The organism is Caballeronia sp. PC1, assembly GCF_021353155.1.
In the GTDB taxonomy this organism is placed as follows: domain Bacteria; phylum Pseudomonadota; class Gammaproteobacteria; order Burkholderiales; family Burkholderiaceae; genus Caballeronia; species Caballeronia cordobensis.
On sequence record NZ_JAJUBH010000002.1, the window covers coordinates 79,512 to 96,274 of the forward strand.

A 16,763-nucleotide genomic window follows, 5' to 3' on the forward strand; every position below is an offset into this window, starting at 1 on the left:
ATGCAACTAATCGTCTAAGCCGCAAGACACACACAACAGCTTCGCCAGTAATCCGTCTCCAGCGGATGGCTTGGGCGATGAGCTGAGCGTTCAGCGAAGTCGACCGCGGATAGGGGTATTCGTACCTTACGTGCAAATTCTGGCGGTTTTCTTCGAAAATTCCTTTCCGATTAATGGCTTGCAAGATTGAGTTTCAACGCGATGCCATAGCCCGGCGGAGCCTTACTGCATAAGGGGCAGCGGCAACCCGCCGCCAGAATTTGCACGGAAGGTACGAATACCCCGGGATGCGCCATTTCAGCAATCGCAATGGCGTGGCATGGACACAAGCGATGCTCGCATCGAGAAACCGCCCCGTATCTCGTGCAATATTCTCGGCGATTCAAGCCGAAGCGACAGTCAAGGACGACGCCCCCGACGTATCGGCCGGTTCGATGCGCTGCGCATGTGCGTGCAGTCGCTCATCGCGAGCGCGCTGACGTATGCGTGCATGAATTTCGTCGGTTCATCGAGTACCACGTGGGGCGTTTTTTCCCGCCTGTTCACGCCGCAGGTGAGCTTCGACCGCAGCCTCAAGTACGGCGTAGGCCAGATGATCGGCGCGGCAATCGGGGCCGCGGTAGGTCTGGCGACGCTGCATTTTTCCCCGATGCCGCCAATGCCTTCCCGAGACTCGCCCTCGCGACGCTCGTCACATGCCTTGCGTCGACGCTCTTCCCGACGACCAACTACAGCATCGTCGTCGCGGCGTCGCTCGCACTCGAACCATCTGCAGGTGTTGCAGGCGCGGTGTCGCGCGCGGAAGCGATCGCGCTGGGTGCGGCCATCGGCATCGGTGTGTCATTGAGCGTGTGGCCGCAACTGTCCCGTTCGTGCGCCTTCGAGATCATGGGCGAGCTTCTCGATGACGGCCGCGCGCTGCTCGCGACCATGCCGATCCTCGGTCCGCTCGAAAACTGCGAACGCGTCGATGCGCTGCATGAGAGTTTTCTGCGCCATCTCGTCGAAGCGTGCGCGGTCTGCGGCGAGACGCGCGTGCGTGCGTGCTTCGAAACCGGATCGTCGCTCGGCGCCGCGCTACTCGCTTTCGAGACGCTATGGCATGGACTGGTGCTGCTCGATCGCATCGGGCAATCGCAATGCGGCTGGCTGACAGAGAAGGAAAGGGAGCCGCTCGCGGAGTGCATCGACCTCGTGCGCGAATGCGCAAGCGGCTATCTGCAGGCACTGGCTACGTGGATGCGCAGCTGCCGCCTGCCGAACGCTCTCTCGGGCCGCTGAACGATGCGTCCACTGCTGTCCAATCGGATATCGCGAACGTCATTCTCGAATCCGCGAACGATTCATGGTAGTTGCAGGCGTTGTCGACGCTGTCGTTCGCACTGGAACAGCTCAAGGCGAATCTGGCGAATATCGCCGGGGTGCTGGAGACACGCTTCGACACCTGAATGGCTGCGTGACTCGACGTCCGTGTAAGCCGTTTGGAAGACAAGGGAAGGAAGGTGTGAAGGCCGCCGCGCCACGGTACGAAGACGTCGCGATGCCGCGCGACAACGCCTTGCGCGTCCTCGAAGGTGCGCGAAACCTGTCGCCGTATCTCGGTGAACGCATGCGCGCGGCACGCCTGCTCGATCGCGGCGTGGTGATCCGCGAGTTGTTGCCACAGGACATGAAGCTCGAAATCGGGCAACTCGGCAAGGATGACGCGATGCACGTCGCGCACTATCTCGCGGGCGTCGTAGGCAAGGCGCATGCGCGGCAGATGGACGACGCTACGAAGCGGGAGTGGCGAGCCGAACTCGGCCGCAATCGATCGAAGAACATCGACGCGCCGCTATGGCTTTGGAACAGCATCGTGCAGTTGGTGAGCAGCCACGAAGCGGGCTACCTAGAGCATTGCCGACGTTACGCCACCGGCGCTTGATGGTACGCATCGCTTCAAAGCATGGGCATATGCAGATGATGCGGATCGGCCATCATGTCCGCCACGCGCCTTAGCGCTTCGCGGCAATCCTCGCGATCCTGCGGCCCGCCGAGACACAGCCGCAGTGCATTCGGCGGATTGCCATCGGTAGAGAACGCGGCGCCGGCCACCGCGCCGATGCCCTGATTGCGCAACTGCAAGGCAAGTTCGGGCGCGCTCCAGTCGGACATGGAAGGCACGGGCAGCCAGAGATGAAACCCTTGCGGATCCGCGTCGAAGGCGAGACCTCGAAGCTCCGCCGACGCGATGGCCTGCCTCGCCGCTGCTTCATCGCGAATGGAATCGAGCACGTCGGCGGCGGTGCCATCGTTGATCCATTGCGTTGCGAGCAGCACGGTGAACGGACTCGGCATGACCGTCGTCGCCCGCAACGCTCCCGCGATGCGCTGAGTCTGCCGCGACGTCGGCGCTTTCAGATACGCGACACGCAACCCCGCGCCGAGCGTCTTCGATAAGCCCGTCACGTGATACGTCAGTTCGGGCGCAAGTTCGGCAAGCGTGGCGGGTGCATCGCAAGGCAACATCCCATAAGGCTCGTCCTCGATGATCGGCACGTTGTAGCGCAGGGCCACATCCGCCAGCGCTTCGCGCCGCTGCCGTGTCAACGTCAACGTGCTCGGATTCTGCAAGGTCGGATTGCAATAGAAGCCGCCGGGCTTTTCCGTTCGACACAATGTTTCGAACGCATGCGGCAGCGGCCCTTCATCGTCGCGCGGCACGGCTTGCAGGCGCACGCCCAGTTGCGATGCGATCGCCTTGATCCCCGGATAAGCGAGCGAGTCCAGACAGATTATTTCACCGGGCCGCGCAAGCTGCGAGACCAGCGCGACGAGCGCGCCATGAATGCCGGGACAGACGAGCACGGTATCGACATCGACATCGGGAATGCGCGCCTTGAGCCACTCGCGTCCCGCAACACGATCCGCCGCCGTGCCGCCGAAATCCTGATAGCGCAGCAACTGAAACGGATCGGCGCGCTCCATCAGACTCGCCGCCGATGCACGCAGCCGCGCCGCGAGCGCGGGCGGTTCGGGCGGCATGTTCATCGACATCTCGACACTGCTGCCACCCGCGAGCGGCAACGTCTGCGTTCTGCCGCGCACGAACGTGCCGCTGCCCGCGCGTGAATCGAGCAGGCCGCGCTTGCGCGCTTCGGCATACGCGCGCGCGACGGTCGTGTAGTTCAGCCCGAGCAGATCGGCGAGGTCGCGCAGACCGGGCAGCCGGTCTCTCGGACGAAGCCGGCCGCTCGCGAGGTCTTCCTCGATCAGATCGGGAATCGTCAGATAAGCGGGCTTTCTGCTGTCTTCGAGCTTCCTGACCCAGTGATGCGCAAGCTGATTCATGACCGCGATGTCTCCGGCGATGGTTCGGATGACCTTAGCATGACAAAACAATCGATCGAAAAGAGATCGCATGCGCTGATCGCACTTGATTGCATTGATCGCATCGATGCACGGCTTCGGTGTGCCGCGCACCATGCACACGCTTTTCTGCGCTGAAATCGTGCGTGGGCTGTGTGGGCATGAGCGAGGCGGCGCGTCGCGAAGGCCCGTGAATCAAGGCTTCCGCAAAAAATTTTCGGTTCGCGCATGCAAGATCGTTTTGCTTGATTGCAAAGTGATTGCATTTCGCGGGCCAATCATTGGCATATCCGTTGCGTTTTAGCGTTCGCCGTCGCGATGAAAGCGATCGATAACGATCGAGCGCGACGGCTCGTTCGCGAACCCATACATCGGAGAATGCCATGCCCGCAGTCAATCAACCGCTTCACAAGAACGGCGACTTTCTGGTCGACTACGAAGAGAAGGTCTTCGAGGATGTGAAGGCCGAACCCGGTGAAAAAGCGCTCGTCACGTTTCATACGGTTGCGTTCGAAGGCTCGATCGGTTTCGTGAACATGCTGCAGGCCACGCGCCTGCAACGCAAGGGCTTCGATACGTCGGTGCTGCTCTACGGCCCCGGCGTCACGCTCGGTCTGCAACGCGGCTTTCCGACGCTCGGCGACGAAGCCTTCCCCGGCCATCTCAACTTCAACAAGCAACTGCAGAAGTTCATGGCCGAAGGTGGCAAGGTCTACGCGTGCCGCTTCGCGTTGCAGGCGCTGTACGGACACGGCGAAGCCTCGCTCATCGAAGGCATTCGTCCGATCAACCCGCTCGACGTTCTCGATATCCAGCTGCTTCATCGCAAGGAGAACGCGCTCGTCATCCATACGTGGACCGTGTGACGATCATGGCCGATGCCCTTTCGAAAAAGCGCATCGTGCGCGCCGCCGCCGTGCAGATCACGCCGGACTTCGAGCGTCCGGACGGCACGCTCGACCGCGTCTGCACGGCCATCGACGAAGCTGCGGCGCAGGGCGTGCAGCTCATTGTGTTCCCCGAGACCTTCGTGCCGTATTACCCGTATTTCTCGTTCGTGCGCGCGCCGGTGGCATCGGGCGCGGATCACATGAAGCTCTACGAGGAAGCGGTCGTGGTGCCGGGTCCGGTCACGCAGGCGGTGGCCGAACACGCGCGGCTCGCGAACATGGTCGTCGTGCTCGGCGTGAACGAGCGCGACCACGGCAGCCTGTACAACACGCAACTGATCTTCGATACCGACGGCAAGCTGCTGCTCAAGCGCCGGAAGATCACGCCGACGTTTCATGAACGCATGATCTGGGGACAAGGCGACGCAGCCGGTCTAAAGGTCGTCGAAACGGGCGTGGGACGGGTCGGTGCGCTCGCTTGCTGGGAACACTACAACCCGCTCGCGCGCTATGCGCTGATGACGCAGCACGAAGAGATCCATTGCAGCCAGTTCCCCGGCTCGCTGGTCGGTCCGATCTTCGCGGAGCAGATCGAAGTGACGATCCGCCATCACGCGCTCGAATCGGGCTGCTTCGTCGTCAATGCAACGGGCTGGCTGACCGATGCGCAGATCGAAGCCGTCACGCCCGATCCGAACCTGCAACGCGCACTGCGCGGCGGCTGCAATACGGCGATCGTCTCGCCCGAAGGCCAGCATCTCGCCGAGCCTTTGCGCGAAGGCGAGGGCATGGTGATCGCCGATCTCGACATGGCGCTCATCACGAAGCGCAAACGCATGATGGATTCGGTCGGTCATTACGCACGGCCCGAGTTGCTGAGCCTCGCGATCAACGATCGCCCGGCATCGCCTGTCACTTCCTTCAAGGACACCGAACACGATGAGCGCTCAAGAGAACCTGCCGGCATCGACACGGCAATTGATGACTGAGCTTCAGTCGACGGGCCTGCGGCTCGTCGATCCGCGCGCGGGTGTGTCGAGCCGGCGCGGCGGCGCGGGACCGTCGGATCACAAGGCGGTGACGGTCGATGGCGTGACCATCATGGTGCCCGTGCATACGAGCACCGCGTGGGAGTCGCCGTTCGTCGCCGGAGAGCCCGATGGGAGCGGCAAAAGCGCGCTGATGCGCAATGCGATTCCGATTGCGAGCATCAGCTTTCCGAAGGCGCCGCGCTTCTATGCGATGCAGACGCTCGACGGCGTGCCGTACTCGCACATCGCGACGCTGCATAGCGCGGACGTGCTCGCGACGACCGTGCTGCAAACCTGCATCCGCTACGAGAGCCGACGCAAGTCGTGCAAGTTCTGCGCGATCGGCCAGTCGCTCGCTGCGGGGCGCACGATTGCGCGCAAGACGCCGGAGCAGCTTGCCGAAGTGGCGCGCGCCGCCGTGCTGCTGGATGGCGTCAAGCATATGGTGCTCACTACCGGCACGCCGCCGACGTCCGATCGCGGCGCGCAGATCCTTTGCGAAAGCGCCTTCGCGATCAAGGCCGCGGTCGATCTGCCGATCCAGGCGCAATGTGAGCCGCCCGACGACGATCGTTGGTTCGAGCGCATGAAGGCAAGCGGCATCGACACGCTCGGCATGCATCTAGAAGCGGTGACGCCTTCCGTGCGCGAACGCATCATGCCGGGCAAGGCGACGGTGCCGGTCGCGCGTTACATGGAAGCCTTCGAGGCGGCGGTGGCCGTGTTCGGACGCGGACAGGTGAGCACGTACATTCTCGCGGGGCTGGGCGACAGCGCCCAGGCCATCGTCGATACGGCGCGTGAGCTCATCGCGCTCGGCGTGTATCCGTTCGTCGTGCCGTTCGTGCCGATCAGCGGCACGCCGCTCGAAGATCATCCCGCGCCCGCGCCGGAATTCATGCGTTCAGTGCTGGCGCCCATCGGTGCGATGCTCGCAAACGCCAGCATGCGCTCCGCCGATATCAAAGCGGGCTGCGCCAAATGCGGCGCGTGCTCGTCGCTTTCTTCGTACGAGGTGTGACATGTTCGTCGAAGCCATCGAAGGCGATGCATTCGATCTCGCCTACACGCCGGTCGAGTATCGCGTCAAGTGGGCGACGCTGCCGTGGGAAGCGGATGAAGCGTACAAGCTGCGCCGCGCGGTGTTCTGCATCGAGCAGGGCGTGTTCGTCGGCGACGATCGCGACGAGATCGACGAACGCGCGCAACTGCTCGTTGCGCTGAGTTGCGTCGCGGGCATGCCGGAGCAGGTCGTCGGCACGGTACGCATCCACGAAACGCAGCCGCGTGTATGGCTCGGTTCGCGGCTCGCGGTGCATGCGGCTTTTCGTTCGCACGGCAAGATCGGCTCGACGCTGATCCGCCTCGCGGTGTCGAGCGCACACGCGCTCGGATGCGAGACTTTTCTCGCGCATGTGCAGGCGCAGAACGTGCCGCTCTTCCGGCGTCTGCGCTGGGACACGCAGCAGGAAGAGACGCTGTTCGGCCGCGCGCATCATCTGATGCGGGCGCAACTCGATGCGTATCCGCCGTGCGTCACGCCGCAAAGCGGATTCGTCGCGCTGGCGCGGAGGCCGTCGTGAACGCGCTCGTCGGTCTCGTCGAACGCTTGCGCGAGAGTCGCGGGTTTCGTCACAAGAGCGATATCTCGGGCGTGTTGTCGCGACTGCCTGCTTTCGCGTATTCGGTGCCGAACGTGCCGATAGGCGACGACTGCGCCGCGATTCCCGATGGCGACGGCTATCTGCTCTTCGCGATCGAAGGGCTGGTGAGCGACTTCGTGCGCGCGATGCCGTGGTTCGCGGGCTACAGCGGCGTGATGGTGAACGTGAGCGACATCTACGCGATGGGCGGACGTCCGCTCGCCGTCGTCGATGCCTTGTGGAGCGGCGACGCGCAAGCGGCATCCGACGTGCTCGCGGGCATGGCGGCGGCATCGTCGGCGTATCGCGTGCCGATCGTCGGCGGCCATAGCAACGTGCGCAGCGACGGCGCGCAGCTCGCGGTGGCGATCGTCGGGCGGGCCAAGAAGCTTCTGACGAGCTTCGACGCGCGCCCCGGCGATGCGCTCGTGATGGCGGTCGATTTGCGCGGCCATTTCGAGGAGCCTTATCCGTTCTGGAATGCATCGGTCGGCGCGCCTGCTGGCCGCGCGCGCGGCGATTACGAACTGCTGCCTGCGCTAGCCGAAGACGGCCTGTGCGATGCCGCGAAGGACATCAGCATGGCGGGCGCGCTCGGCACCGCGCTGATGTTGGTCGAATGTTCGAAGGCCGGCGTGCGCATCGATCTCGATGCCTTGCCATGTCCCGAAGGCGTCGATTTCGAGCGCTGGCTCACGGCGTTTCCGAGCTTCGGCTTCGTGCTGTCCGTGCGCCCCGAACATGTCGATGAAGTGCTCGCACGCTTTGCTTCGCGCGACCTCGCGAGCGCGGTGATCGGCGAAGTGGATGCATCGAGTGAAGTCGTGTTGACGCGCGACGGCGATGCCGCGTTGCTATGGAACCTGAACGAGGAGCCGTTCATATGCGCGCGATAAACCTCGCAACCGAGGCTACACCATGCCAGTGATGCATTTTCTGGTTCGTTGGCCCGACGGCGTCGAGGCGAACTGCTATTCGCCTTCGACCGTCGTCGGCGAGTATTTCGCGGCAGGCGAAAGCTATAGCGTCGGCGATTTCGTCGCGCGTTCGCGCGAGGCGCTGAACATCGGCTCGGAGCGCGTGCGGGAGAAATACGGCTTCGCGTGCTCGGCCGCGCTCGATCAGCTTGCGCGCATCGAAGAGGATGCGAGGCGCTTCAGCGAGGCGCACGACGCACGCGTCACCGTGCTGGCGCTCGATTGACTCACTTGTCGAATGGCAGAGGGATTGAATATGTCGAACATCGATTCATCGCAGACCGCGCCGGCGCATTACAGCGTGATCGTCATCGGCGGCGGACAGGCCGGGCTTTCGGCCAGCTACTTCCTGAAGCAGGCCAGCATCGATCATCTCGTGCTCGAGAAGCACAGCGTCACGCACACATGGCGCACGCAGCGCTGGGACACGTTCTGCCTCGTGACGCCCAACTGGCAATGCGCGTTGCCGGGGCATCCGTATCAGGGCGCGGACCCGCACGGCTTCATGAAGAAGGACGAGATCATCGAATACCTCGATGCGTTCATCGCCAAGGTGAATGCGCCGGTGCTTGAGGGCGCGGCGGTCACGCGCGTCACGCGCGACGCGCAAGGACGCTTCGCCGTGACGAGCACGCGCGGCGCGTTCACGGCGGATCAGATCGTGGTCGCGTCGGGCGGCTATCACACGCCGATCGTGCCGCGCATGGCCGAGCGTCTGCCCGCTAACATCGTGCAGGTGCAGTCATCGGAATATCGCAACGCCGATGCGCTGCCGCCCGGCGCGGTGCTCGTCGTCGGCTCGGGTCAGTCGGGCGCGCAGATCGCGGAAGATCTGCATTTGTCGGGACGCAAGGTTCATCTCGCGGTCGGCGAGGCGCCGCGTTGCGCGCGGTTTCATCGCGGCCGCGATGTCGTCGACTGGCTCGCGGACATGCGCTATTACGACATGCCCGTGACCGATCATCCGTTGCGTGAAGGCGTGCGCGACAACACCAATCATTACGTCACGGGCCGGGATGGCGGACGCGACATCGATCTGCGCCGCTTCGCGCTCGAAGGCATGGAGCTGTTTGGCCGGCTCGAAGACTTCCGCGACGGCAAGCTGCGTTTCGCGACCAACCTGCGCGCGAATCTCGATGACGCCGACGATACCTATAACCGCATCAACGCGAGCATTGATGCTTTCATTGCGAAGCACGGCATCGACGCGCCTCCCACTGCGCCTTATGTATCCATCTGGCAGCCGCAGGAAGAGCGCGCGGAGCTCGATCTGCAGGCGAGCGGGATCACGTCGATCGTATGGTGCATCGGCTTTACGCCGGACTTCGCGTGGCTCGATGCGCCGGTGTTCAACGGGCGCGGATATCCGTCGCATACGCGCGGCGTGACGGCGGTGAAGGGTCTCTATTTCATCGGCCTGCCATGGCTGCATACCTGGGGCTCGGGCCGCTTTTCCGGTGTGGCGCGCGATGCGCAGTACATCGTCGATGCAGTGTGCGCGGAGCGGGCAAACGCGCCGGAGCGTGCGTCGATCGCGTGCGCGTGAAGGAAGCTCATGCCTCGTCACGACGATCCTTATCGCGCCGGCATGCCGCAGCTCAATTGCGCGGGGCTGTCGGAGAACTGGCTGCTGAAAGAGTGCGGCGACCGGCATTGGGACGCGCTCGCGCGCGAAACGGCGAGCGACTTCATCTCCGACGAGGGCAGCCGCGCGTATGCCGCGTTCACGTCGATCCGGCTGCACGCCGACGGCATGCACGATGTGCGCGAGAACGACGCGCTGCGCATTCGCACCGAGCTTTCGCGTGTCGCGCCGGTGCGGCATCTCAGCGAACATCGCGTGAGCGGCAAAGACGACTCGATCGCCGCGCTGTCGATGATGTCCACCTTCGTACGACGCACCGAAGCGCGCAACAATCGCTCGGTCGCGCGGGCGAGTTTTGCGAACCTCAAAGGCGAGATCGCGCCGATGAATCCGCTCATCGCCGACATGCAGGATATGGCGCGCAAGCTGCGCCTGCGTGAAGCAGCAGCGAGTATCGACGGAATCGCTTTGCACGCGGCCGAATGCGCGCCGGTCGAGTTTTTGCCGTGCCCGTACAGCGACTTCAACGGCGCGGACTTTCTGTACTTCGCGAGCTTTCAGGCGTTCGTCGATCGTGCGGAATGGCAAACGTGGCGTCTTGCGGACTTGCCCGCGCTCGTGTCGCGCGAGCTGCATTATCACGGCAACATCAACGTCGGCGAAGGGCTGCGGGCAACGTTTCGCCGCGCGTTGATCGATGATGCGCGCATCGCGCACTGGTGCGAGATCGAGCGCATGCGCGATGGCGTGAAGATCGCCGACGTACTGACACACAAGACACGGAGACGCGCATGAACCGCGTGCCGCGCAAGCCGCTTTACACGGCGGCGGATCTGGAAGGTCTCGCGCATCTCGACTCGATGCCCGGCGCCGCGCCGTTCGTGCGCGGACCGTATCCATCGATGTACACGGCCAGACCGTGGACCATCCGCCAGTACGCCGGCTACGCGGATGCCGCCGATTCGAACCTCGCGTTTCGTCGGGCGCTCGATCGCGGTGCGCAGGGCTTGTCCGTCGCGTTCGACCTGCCGACGCAACTCGGCTACGACTCGACCGACGATGAAGCGCGCGCCGACGTCGGCCTCGCGGGCGTGGCCATCGACACCGTCGACGACATGGCGCGTCTCTTCGAAGGCATCGCGCTCGAACGCGTCTCCGTGTCGATGACGATGAACGGCGCCGTGCTGCCGGTGCTTGCGGCGTACATCGTCGCGGCGGAGGAACGCGGCATCGCGATGGCGTCGCTCTCCGGCACCGTGCAGAACGACATCCTCAAGGAGTTCATGGTGCGCAACACCTGCGTGTTCGCGCCGGAACCGTCGATGCGAATCGTCGCGGATGTCGTGCAGTTTCTGAGCGAGCGGATGCCGCGCTTCAAGGCGTTATCCGTTTCGGGCTATCACTTTCAGGAAGCGGGCGCGGATGCATCGCTGGAGCTAGGGCTGACGTTCGCCAACGCCCGCGCTTATGTGCGTGCACTGTGTGCGCGCGGCCTGAACGTCGATGCCGTCTGCGAGCAACTGAGCTTTTTCTTCGGCGTCGGCACGGACTTCTTTGGCGAGATCGCAAAGCTGCGCGCGGCGCGGCTCATCTGGTCGCGCATGGCCGAAGAAGAGGGGGCGACGTCGGCGAAGAGTCGCGCGCTGCGGATGCATTGCCAGACGTCGGGCTGGTCGCTCGGCGCGACACGCACGCAGAACAATATCGTTCGCACGACCGTCGAAGCGATTGCGGCAGTGTTCGGCGGCACTCAATCGCTGCACACGAATGCACATGACGAAGCGCTTGCGTTGCCATCGGCATCCGCTGCGCAGCTCGCACGCGACACGCAACTGATTCTTCAGCACGAGATCGGGTTGTGCGATGTCGTCGACCCGTGGGCGGGTTCGTACATGATGGAATCGCTGACTGCGAGCGTCGCAGAGCGAGCACGCGAGATTGGCGACGAAATCGAGGCGCGCGGCGGTGCGCTCGAAGCAATTCGCACGGGCTGGGTTCATCGGCAGATTCAAGAGCGCGCGGCGGCGACGCAGGCGCGCATCGATTCGGGAATGCAGATGATCGTCGGCGCAAACGCGTTCATTGTCGACGATGCCGACGACGATATGCCCGCCTGTCTCGCGATCGATGGCGAGCGGGTGCGCGTGCAGCAGTCGTACAGAATCGCTGACGTGCTGCGTCGGCGGGACAAATCTCGCGTGCGCGCCGCGCTGGCCGCATTGACGTGCGCCGCACGCGACGAAGCCGACAATCTGCTCGCGCTGACGATCGATTGCATGCGCGCCCGCGCGACGGTTGGTGAATGCACGCGCGCGCTCGAAGCCATGTGGCCGCGTCATAATCCGGCATCGGCGAATACGACACGCGTGTATGGCGAATATCGTCGTGACGACGCATGGCACACGGCATGCGCTCGCGTCGCGCAACTGCGCGAAACGCTTGGTCGAAAGCCACGCATGCTGATCGCGAAACTCGGACTCGACGGACACGATCGCGGCGCGAGTGTCGTGGCGTCCGCGTTGGAAGATGCAGGCTTCGATGTGACGACTACCGGATTGTTCGCATCGCCGGCCCAGGTCGCGAAGCTCGCTGCGCAAGGCTCGTACGATGTTATCGGCGTTTCGTCGCTTGCCGGTGCGCACGGCACGCTCGTGCCTCGATTGCTGCGCGAGCTTGCCGATCGCGACGTGCATACGCCGCTCGTCCTAGGCGGAATCGTGCCCGACGAAGACGCCTTCTTGCTGCGAAAGAAAGGCGTCGCCGACGTATTCAATCCTGGTTCGACGATGCACGAGATCGTCGAACGGCTGGTGAAGGTGATCTGCCCGAATGCGCAATCCGAATCGCGCCTGGTTCCTTCGCAGACAGAAAATCGCACGGGCCTTTTGACGTAAAAGGATTGATAGGGCGCGGCCTTCCCAGTGCCTTTAGAACGAATCCCACTCTCCGTCACCGGCCGTTGCCGCGGCAGACGGCTACGATTGCGGTTGCGTGGCTGCCGGAAGAACCTGGGCTTTCGCCGATGCAGCTTTTAACTGAAACGCCAGCGGTCGTGCCGGCTTCCGTACCGACGCGGCCGTAGGCGCGGCAGCGAAGATGTCACGCTGCCGCCGACGGAAAAAGTCCGACGGCCTGCTTCATTCTGCCGGCCTGCTCTCGCAACGACTGCGCAGCAGCCGTCGCATGCTCGACCAACGCCGCATTCTGTTGTGTCACATCGTCGATCTGCGTGATCGCTTCATGGATCTGCGCGACGCCCTTGCTCTGCTCATCTGATGCCGCGCTGATCTCGCCGACGACATCCGATAGCTGACCGATCGCCTTGCTCACGCCTTCCATGTTGGTGTTGACGAGCGCGGCCTGTTCCGCGCCTGCCTGCACTCTCCCGGACGGGACCACGATCAGTTCTTTGATCTCCTTCGCCGCGACAGACGCCCGCTGTGCGAGCGCGCGGACTTCGCCCGCGACGACGGCGAAGCCACGGCCTTCTTCGTCTGTGCGCGGCTTCCACGGCCGCATCCAGCGCGAGGATGTTCGTCTGGAACGCGACGGTCTCGATCATTCCGGTAGGGTCGGTACCAGGGAGACGCTCAGTCGAATGTTGCGCCGATGTCTGCTCCAGGGCAGCCAGCCATAGAAAGACAACGTCCGCGCAGGGTCGGGTGCTGGAGTTCGCGCCGCGTTCTCGAGGTCGCGCAGCACTTGACCCGCGAACTTCGGTCATGTGCCACAAACGGTCACTCGGGATCAAGAGGAGCACGTCATCTGCAGGTCTGCTATCGCTGTAGCTAGAGACAGTTGCGTTCATCGGGCCGCTTCCATCATAAATACTTAACGACCAGAAATTCACTGACCCCGCTTCCGTCGCTGAGCACGGTATGACCGCAGGTTTAGGGATCAGCCGTCTCTCTCGCGATGAAAAAACATCCGATCTGTTTCGGCCGCCTGCACGCCGGCAACGAGCGCCTCCGGCCGATAAAACGATTTCGATCGCTCGACTACCTCGATCACGGAAAGCTCGATCTGATTGATGCCGGCTGCCTTGATCGTGTTCATCGAACTCGCCCACACGATGCGGGGAATGCCCGCCCAGACCATCGCGCTGGTACACATTGAACAGGGCTCTCCCGTCGTATAGAGAGTGCACTCCTGCCAGCCGCGGTTTCCGTACCTCGCAACACAATCGTTCATGGCCACGACCTCGCCGTGATACATCGAGTTCTCAATCGACATGTTGACGCCTCGCCCGCGCACTTCGCCCGATGCTTCGTGCACGACGACGGCGCCGAATGGGTATGCCGGATTTTTCTTCGCTTCTTCGATCGCGAACCGCATGCTGTCGGATTTTCATGGCGGCGCCGTGTCGTGGGCAAGCCGCAAGCGGTTGAAGGACGCAAGACGACTAACGTTCGTCGCGATGTGCCGGTTTGTCAACGCCTTTGTCACCGCGATGCCGAAGGGCCGCGAGGCGCGGTATCGGATAGCGCGAAAATGCAGATCGATCGCTATATCGGATGCGTATGCCGCCATTGAAAGACGGTATTTTCCCTGCCCCCGTGAAGTCGGCACACTCCGTTTCGAAGCATCAGAAAGCGACGCGCAGTGCTCGTGTCAAAGGCACAGCGTGATGGCGATGGTCTCCCGTCGCCTCGCGTTCGACGCGGTCCACTGCTGCCCGACCGACTCCACCTGATGGAGCTTCATCCAGGAGGCAGCCCGATGAACGGAGTTTTCCGTTTCGGCCCGCTCGGACGAGCGAGCCGGCTGCTGAAGACAATGCATAGAGGGAAATATGCGAGTCCTGCTGGTTGAAGACGATCTCGATGTTGGTCAGAACCTGCTCTGCGCGTCGCGGGCAGCCGACTATGGCGTGGACTGGGTACGCGATGGCAAGTCAGGTCTGGACGCGATGGCGTCCGCCTATCACGCGGTCGTGCTGCTCAATCCGTGGGTTCCGCGTCTTGGCGGGATCGACTTTCTGAAGTCATCCCGCGCTGCGGGAAACCAGACTCCGGTGCTGCTTCTCGCCGCTCACGACGACCCCACCATGAGCGCGTGCGCGCTGGATATCGTCGTGAAGAAGGAAGTCGGTAACTGGACGTTCTCGGGCGGCGTCGACGGTGGCCTTAGCGGGTACGACTCGACGCGCGACGTGACGCTGCCGGGCTATGTTGCACAGGCCAAGGGTGCGTTCAACGCGAACGAAGCCGGCCTGCACTCGCGCGTCGCCTACATCCTTCCGATGAACGACTCGTATGTGAAGCCCTATGTCGACGTGCATCTCGTCCATATGCATACGAATGCCTACACGGAGCAGGGTGCGGGCGCGCTCGACCTCGCGGTGAACAGCGCCAATGCGACGACGCCGTCGGTGTCGCCGATGCTAGAAGTGGGCGGACGCTGGACGTTTGCAAACGGCATGACGTTGCGGCCGGACCTCGCGGTCGGCGGCGTGTTCCATAACCGCAATTACTGGGATGCGAACGCGCAGTTCGTCGGCAGTGCGCCGGGCGTGGCGCCGTTCTCGGCGGTGGCATCGGCGCCTTCGTCGCTCGCGAAGGTGAAGGTCGGCATGAATCTAAGCGTATCGAAGCGCACCGAACTCAAGCTGGAGTACGGCGGCCAGTTCGGCAGCGGCTACAGCTCGAACGAAGGCATCCTGCGCGTGAACTATCTGTTTTGAGCGGCATGACCGATGGCCAGAAGATCAGGAGGTTCCCCGTGGCGATGACCGAATTCCGCGGTGCGCGGCGACTGCTCGCCGAACGCATCGGGCCCGTGGCTGTGATTTCCCTTGCTCAACTGTTCGGCACGTCGCTCTGGTTTAGCGCGAATGGCGCTGCGTCGGGGATCACGCGAGCCTGGCACGCGAGCGCCGGCGATATCGGCTGGCTCACCAGCGCCGTGCAGGTTGGGTTCATTCTCGGTACGCTTGCGATGTCCATGCGCGGAAATGCCGACCGCTTTCGCGCGAGTTCCATCTTCGTCTGGAGCGCCATCTTCGGCGCGCTCTTCAACGCGATGTTCGCGCTGCTCGCGACTGGCATCGTTTCCGGCGTGATATGTCGCTTTCTTGTCGGTGTGTGTCTGGCCGGCATCTATCCGATCGGTATGAAGCTGGTCGTGAGCTGGGCGCCGGAGAAAACCGGACCGGCGCTCGCGCAGCTCGTCGCCATGCTGACGCTGGGCTCCGGACTCCCGCACGCACTGAAGGCGATGGGAACGAATCTGCCTTGGCAAGCGATCATCGGGGCTTCGTCGGTGCTGGCTCTGCTGGCGGCCTTGCTGATATTCGTCCTCGGCGACAGAACGCACGAGCGCGGCCCGCTCGATGGCCACGTGATGGTCAAGGGTTCGTCATCCCCCGGTCTTCTCGATACGTTCAGGCGCGCGGATTTTCGCGCCGCGGCGTTGGGCTACTTCGGTCACATGTGGGAGCTCTACGCGTTCTGGACACTGGTTCCGCTCTATGTCGCACATTCGTCGCTGGCGATCAGCGGTCACGCCGGAGGCGCTTCGGGTCTCGCGTTTCTCATCTTCGTGGCAGGTTCAGCGGGCTGTCTCGCGGGAGGTGTGCTTTCGCGGAGGTTCGGCAGCGCGCGTGTGGCCGCGGGCGCGCTGGCAATATCGGGTACGTGTTGCGTGCTGTTCGCGCTCGTGTGGCGCGACGCGAGCGCGCCCTGGCTCCTGACCCTGTTGCTCGTGTGGGGAGCAACCGTCATCGCCGACTCTCCGCAATTTTCTGCCTTATCGGCCGATGCCTGTCCGCCGGAGCTCGTCGGAAGCGCGCTGGCGATCCAGAACGCTATCGGCTTTGCGCTCACGGTCGTTTCGATATCGGCCGCAACTGCGCTGTTCGAGCGCATCGGCCTCGATTCGACCTGGCTGCTCGCAATCGGCCCCGTCGCCGGTCTGATCGGCTTTGCGCCGGCTTTTCGGCGGGGGACGTGCCGCGACGGATCGGCGACATAGTCTCTGCGTCGATTCTTTCGCCGTCTGGCTCGTAATTGTTGGCTGATTGTCGCGGCCTAGAGTAGGCGTCGAGATCAACAGCCGTTTGGATGAGCAAGATGACCGCCTATCTCGACAAGACACAAACAAAGGAAGTGGCGACCCTGAGCCGGACGTTTATCGAGCGCACCTGCCGTCAAGCGCAGGTTACGCGTTCGCGCCGTAACGCCGCGAATCTGCTCCTGTTCATCGAGGAAGTCCGAAGCCAAGGGCGCATCCCCTTCCGTTGTGTTGCATCGACCGGTTGAATTCGCCCCGAACAGCGGCCGTTGGCTACC

At 63.3% G+C, this 16,763-nt stretch carries 18 protein-coding genes and 1 pseudogene; 16 read left to right on the forward strand and 3 right to left on the reverse strand.

Features of this window, described 5'->3' with window-relative positions; all coding sequences use genetic code 11:
* Nucleotides 1-519: 519 nt before the first annotated feature.
* Both LY284_RS16185 and LY284_RS16190 read left to right on the forward strand, forming a co-directional pair.
* Nucleotides 520-1,281, forward strand: coding sequence for a hypothetical protein (locus LY284_RS16185; RefSeq protein ID WP_233387267.1), 762 nt, complete (start codon nt 520-522; stop codon nt 1,279-1,281).
* Nucleotides 1,282-1,495: 214 nt separating this feature from the next.
* Nucleotides 1,496-1,924: pseudogene (locus tag LY284_RS16190) on the forward strand (DUF2252 family protein); the annotation flags it as partial.
* A gap of 14 nt (nt 1,925-1,938) precedes the next feature.
* On the opposite strand, the gene LY284_RS16195 reads toward LY284_RS16190, so the two are convergent.
* Nucleotides 1,939-3,330: a PLP-dependent aminotransferase family protein gene (locus LY284_RS16195; protein ID WP_041732091.1), complete on the reverse strand. Its 1,392-nt coding sequence runs from the start codon at nt 3,328-3,330 to the stop codon at nt 1,939-1,941.
* Between LY284_RS16195 and LY284_RS16200 the strand changes: the two genes are divergently transcribed.
* The 10 genes from LY284_RS16200 (at nt 3,313) to scpA (ending at nt 12,368) form a co-directional block, all read left to right on the forward strand.
* The gene (locus LY284_RS16200) at nt 3,313-3,486 is read left to right on the forward strand and encodes a hypothetical protein (protein ID WP_233387268.1); all 174 of its coding nucleotides are present in this window, start codon (nt 3,313-3,315) and stop codon (nt 3,484-3,486) included. The genes LY284_RS16195 and LY284_RS16200 overlap by 18 nt on opposite strands.
* A gap of 245 nt (nt 3,487-3,731) precedes the next feature.
* On the forward strand, nt 3,732-4,214 hold the full coding sequence (locus LY284_RS16205) for an MSMEG_0572/Sll0783 family nitrogen starvation response protein (RefSeq protein WP_045453114.1): 483 nt from the start codon (nt 3,732-3,734) through the stop codon (nt 4,212-4,214).
* A 5-nt stretch (nt 4,215-4,219) separates the two neighbouring features.
* A complete protein-coding gene (locus LY284_RS16210; RefSeq protein WP_053568941.1) occupies nt 4,220-5,227 on the forward strand; it encodes a Nit6803 family nitrilase in 1,008 nt (335 codons plus the stop codon).
* Nucleotides 5,220-6,290: an MSMEG_0568 family radical SAM protein gene (locus tag LY284_RS16215; protein ID WP_375294284.1), complete on the forward strand. Its 1,071-nt coding sequence runs from the start codon at nt 5,220-5,222 to the stop codon at nt 6,288-6,290. Before LY284_RS16210 ends, LY284_RS16215 begins: the two co-directional genes overlap by 8 nt.
* Before the next feature lies 1 nt (nt 6,291).
* A complete protein-coding gene (locus LY284_RS16220) occupies nt 6,292-6,852 on the forward strand; it encodes an MSMEG_0567/Sll0786 family nitrogen starvation N-acetyltransferase (RefSeq protein ID WP_045453119.1) in 561 nt (186 codons plus the stop codon).
* Nucleotides 6,849-7,808, forward strand: coding sequence for a sll0787 family AIR synthase-like protein (locus LY284_RS16225; RefSeq protein WP_233387270.1), 960 nt, complete (start codon nt 6,849-6,851; stop codon nt 7,806-7,808). The genes LY284_RS16220 and LY284_RS16225 overlap by 4 nt, the downstream gene beginning before the upstream one ends.
* A gap of 22 nt (nt 7,809-7,830) precedes the next feature.
* Nucleotides 7,831-8,115: an MSMEG_0570 family nitrogen starvation response protein gene (locus LY284_RS16230; RefSeq protein ID WP_045455481.1), complete on the forward strand. Its 285-nt coding sequence runs from the start codon at nt 7,831-7,833 to the stop codon at nt 8,113-8,115.
* 30 nt (nt 8,116-8,145) lie between these two features.
* Nucleotides 8,146-9,435, forward strand: coding sequence for an MSMEG_0569 family flavin-dependent oxidoreductase (locus tag LY284_RS16235; RefSeq protein WP_233387271.1), 1,290 nt, complete (start codon nt 8,146-8,148; stop codon nt 9,433-9,435).
* 9 nt (nt 9,436-9,444) lie between these two features.
* Complete coding sequence (locus tag LY284_RS16240) at nt 9,445-10,269, forward strand: Pnap_2097 family protein (protein WP_233387272.1); 825 nt, start codon at nt 9,445-9,447, stop codon at nt 10,267-10,269.
* The gene (gene scpA / locus LY284_RS16245) at nt 10,266-12,368 is read left to right on the forward strand and encodes a methylmalonyl-CoA mutase (RefSeq protein ID WP_233387273.1); all 2,103 of its coding nucleotides are present in this window, start codon (nt 10,266-10,268) and stop codon (nt 12,366-12,368) included. Before LY284_RS16240 ends, scpA begins: the two co-directional genes overlap by 4 nt.
* A 205-nt stretch (nt 12,369-12,573) precedes the next feature.
* Here scpA and LY284_RS16250 read toward each other — a convergent pair whose 3' ends face one another.
* Nucleotides 12,574-12,993, reverse strand: a complete 420-nt coding sequence (locus LY284_RS16250; RefSeq protein ID WP_309243198.1) for a methyl-accepting chemotaxis protein — start codon at nt 12,991-12,993, stop codon at nt 12,574-12,576.
* Between the two features lie 378 nt (nt 12,994-13,371).
* Complete coding sequence (locus tag LY284_RS16255; RefSeq protein WP_233387274.1) at nt 13,372-13,809, reverse strand: nucleoside deaminase; 438 nt, start codon at nt 13,807-13,809, stop codon at nt 13,372-13,374.
* Here LY284_RS16255 and LY284_RS16260 point away from each other — a divergent pair.
* The 4 genes from LY284_RS16260 to LY284_RS16275 all read left to right on the forward strand — a co-directional run bounded on the left by LY284_RS16260 (nt 13,808) and on the right by LY284_RS16275 (nt 16,733).
* Nucleotides 13,808-14,167, forward strand: coding sequence for a hypothetical protein (locus tag LY284_RS16260; protein WP_233387275.1), 360 nt, complete (start codon nt 13,808-13,810; stop codon nt 14,165-14,167). The two genes, LY284_RS16255 and LY284_RS16260, sit on opposite strands and share 2 nt — an antisense overlap.
* A 99-nt stretch (nt 14,168-14,266) precedes the next feature.
* Nucleotides 14,267-15,157, forward strand: a complete 891-nt coding sequence (locus LY284_RS16265) for an autotransporter domain-containing protein (RefSeq protein WP_233387276.1) — start codon at nt 14,267-14,269, stop codon at nt 15,155-15,157.
* A 44-nt stretch (nt 15,158-15,201) separates the two neighbouring features.
* Nucleotides 15,202-16,446 carry an MFS transporter gene (locus LY284_RS16270; protein ID WP_053568942.1) on the forward strand — a complete coding sequence of 415 codons (1,245 nt, stop codon included), beginning with the start codon at nt 15,202-15,204 and terminating at the stop codon, nt 16,444-16,446.
* Nucleotides 16,447-16,544: 98 nt separating this feature from the next.
* Nucleotides 16,545-16,733, forward strand: coding sequence for a hypothetical protein (locus LY284_RS16275; protein WP_233387277.1), 189 nt, complete (start codon nt 16,545-16,547; stop codon nt 16,731-16,733).
* The last annotated feature ends 30 nt before the right edge of the window (nt 16,734-16,763 follow it).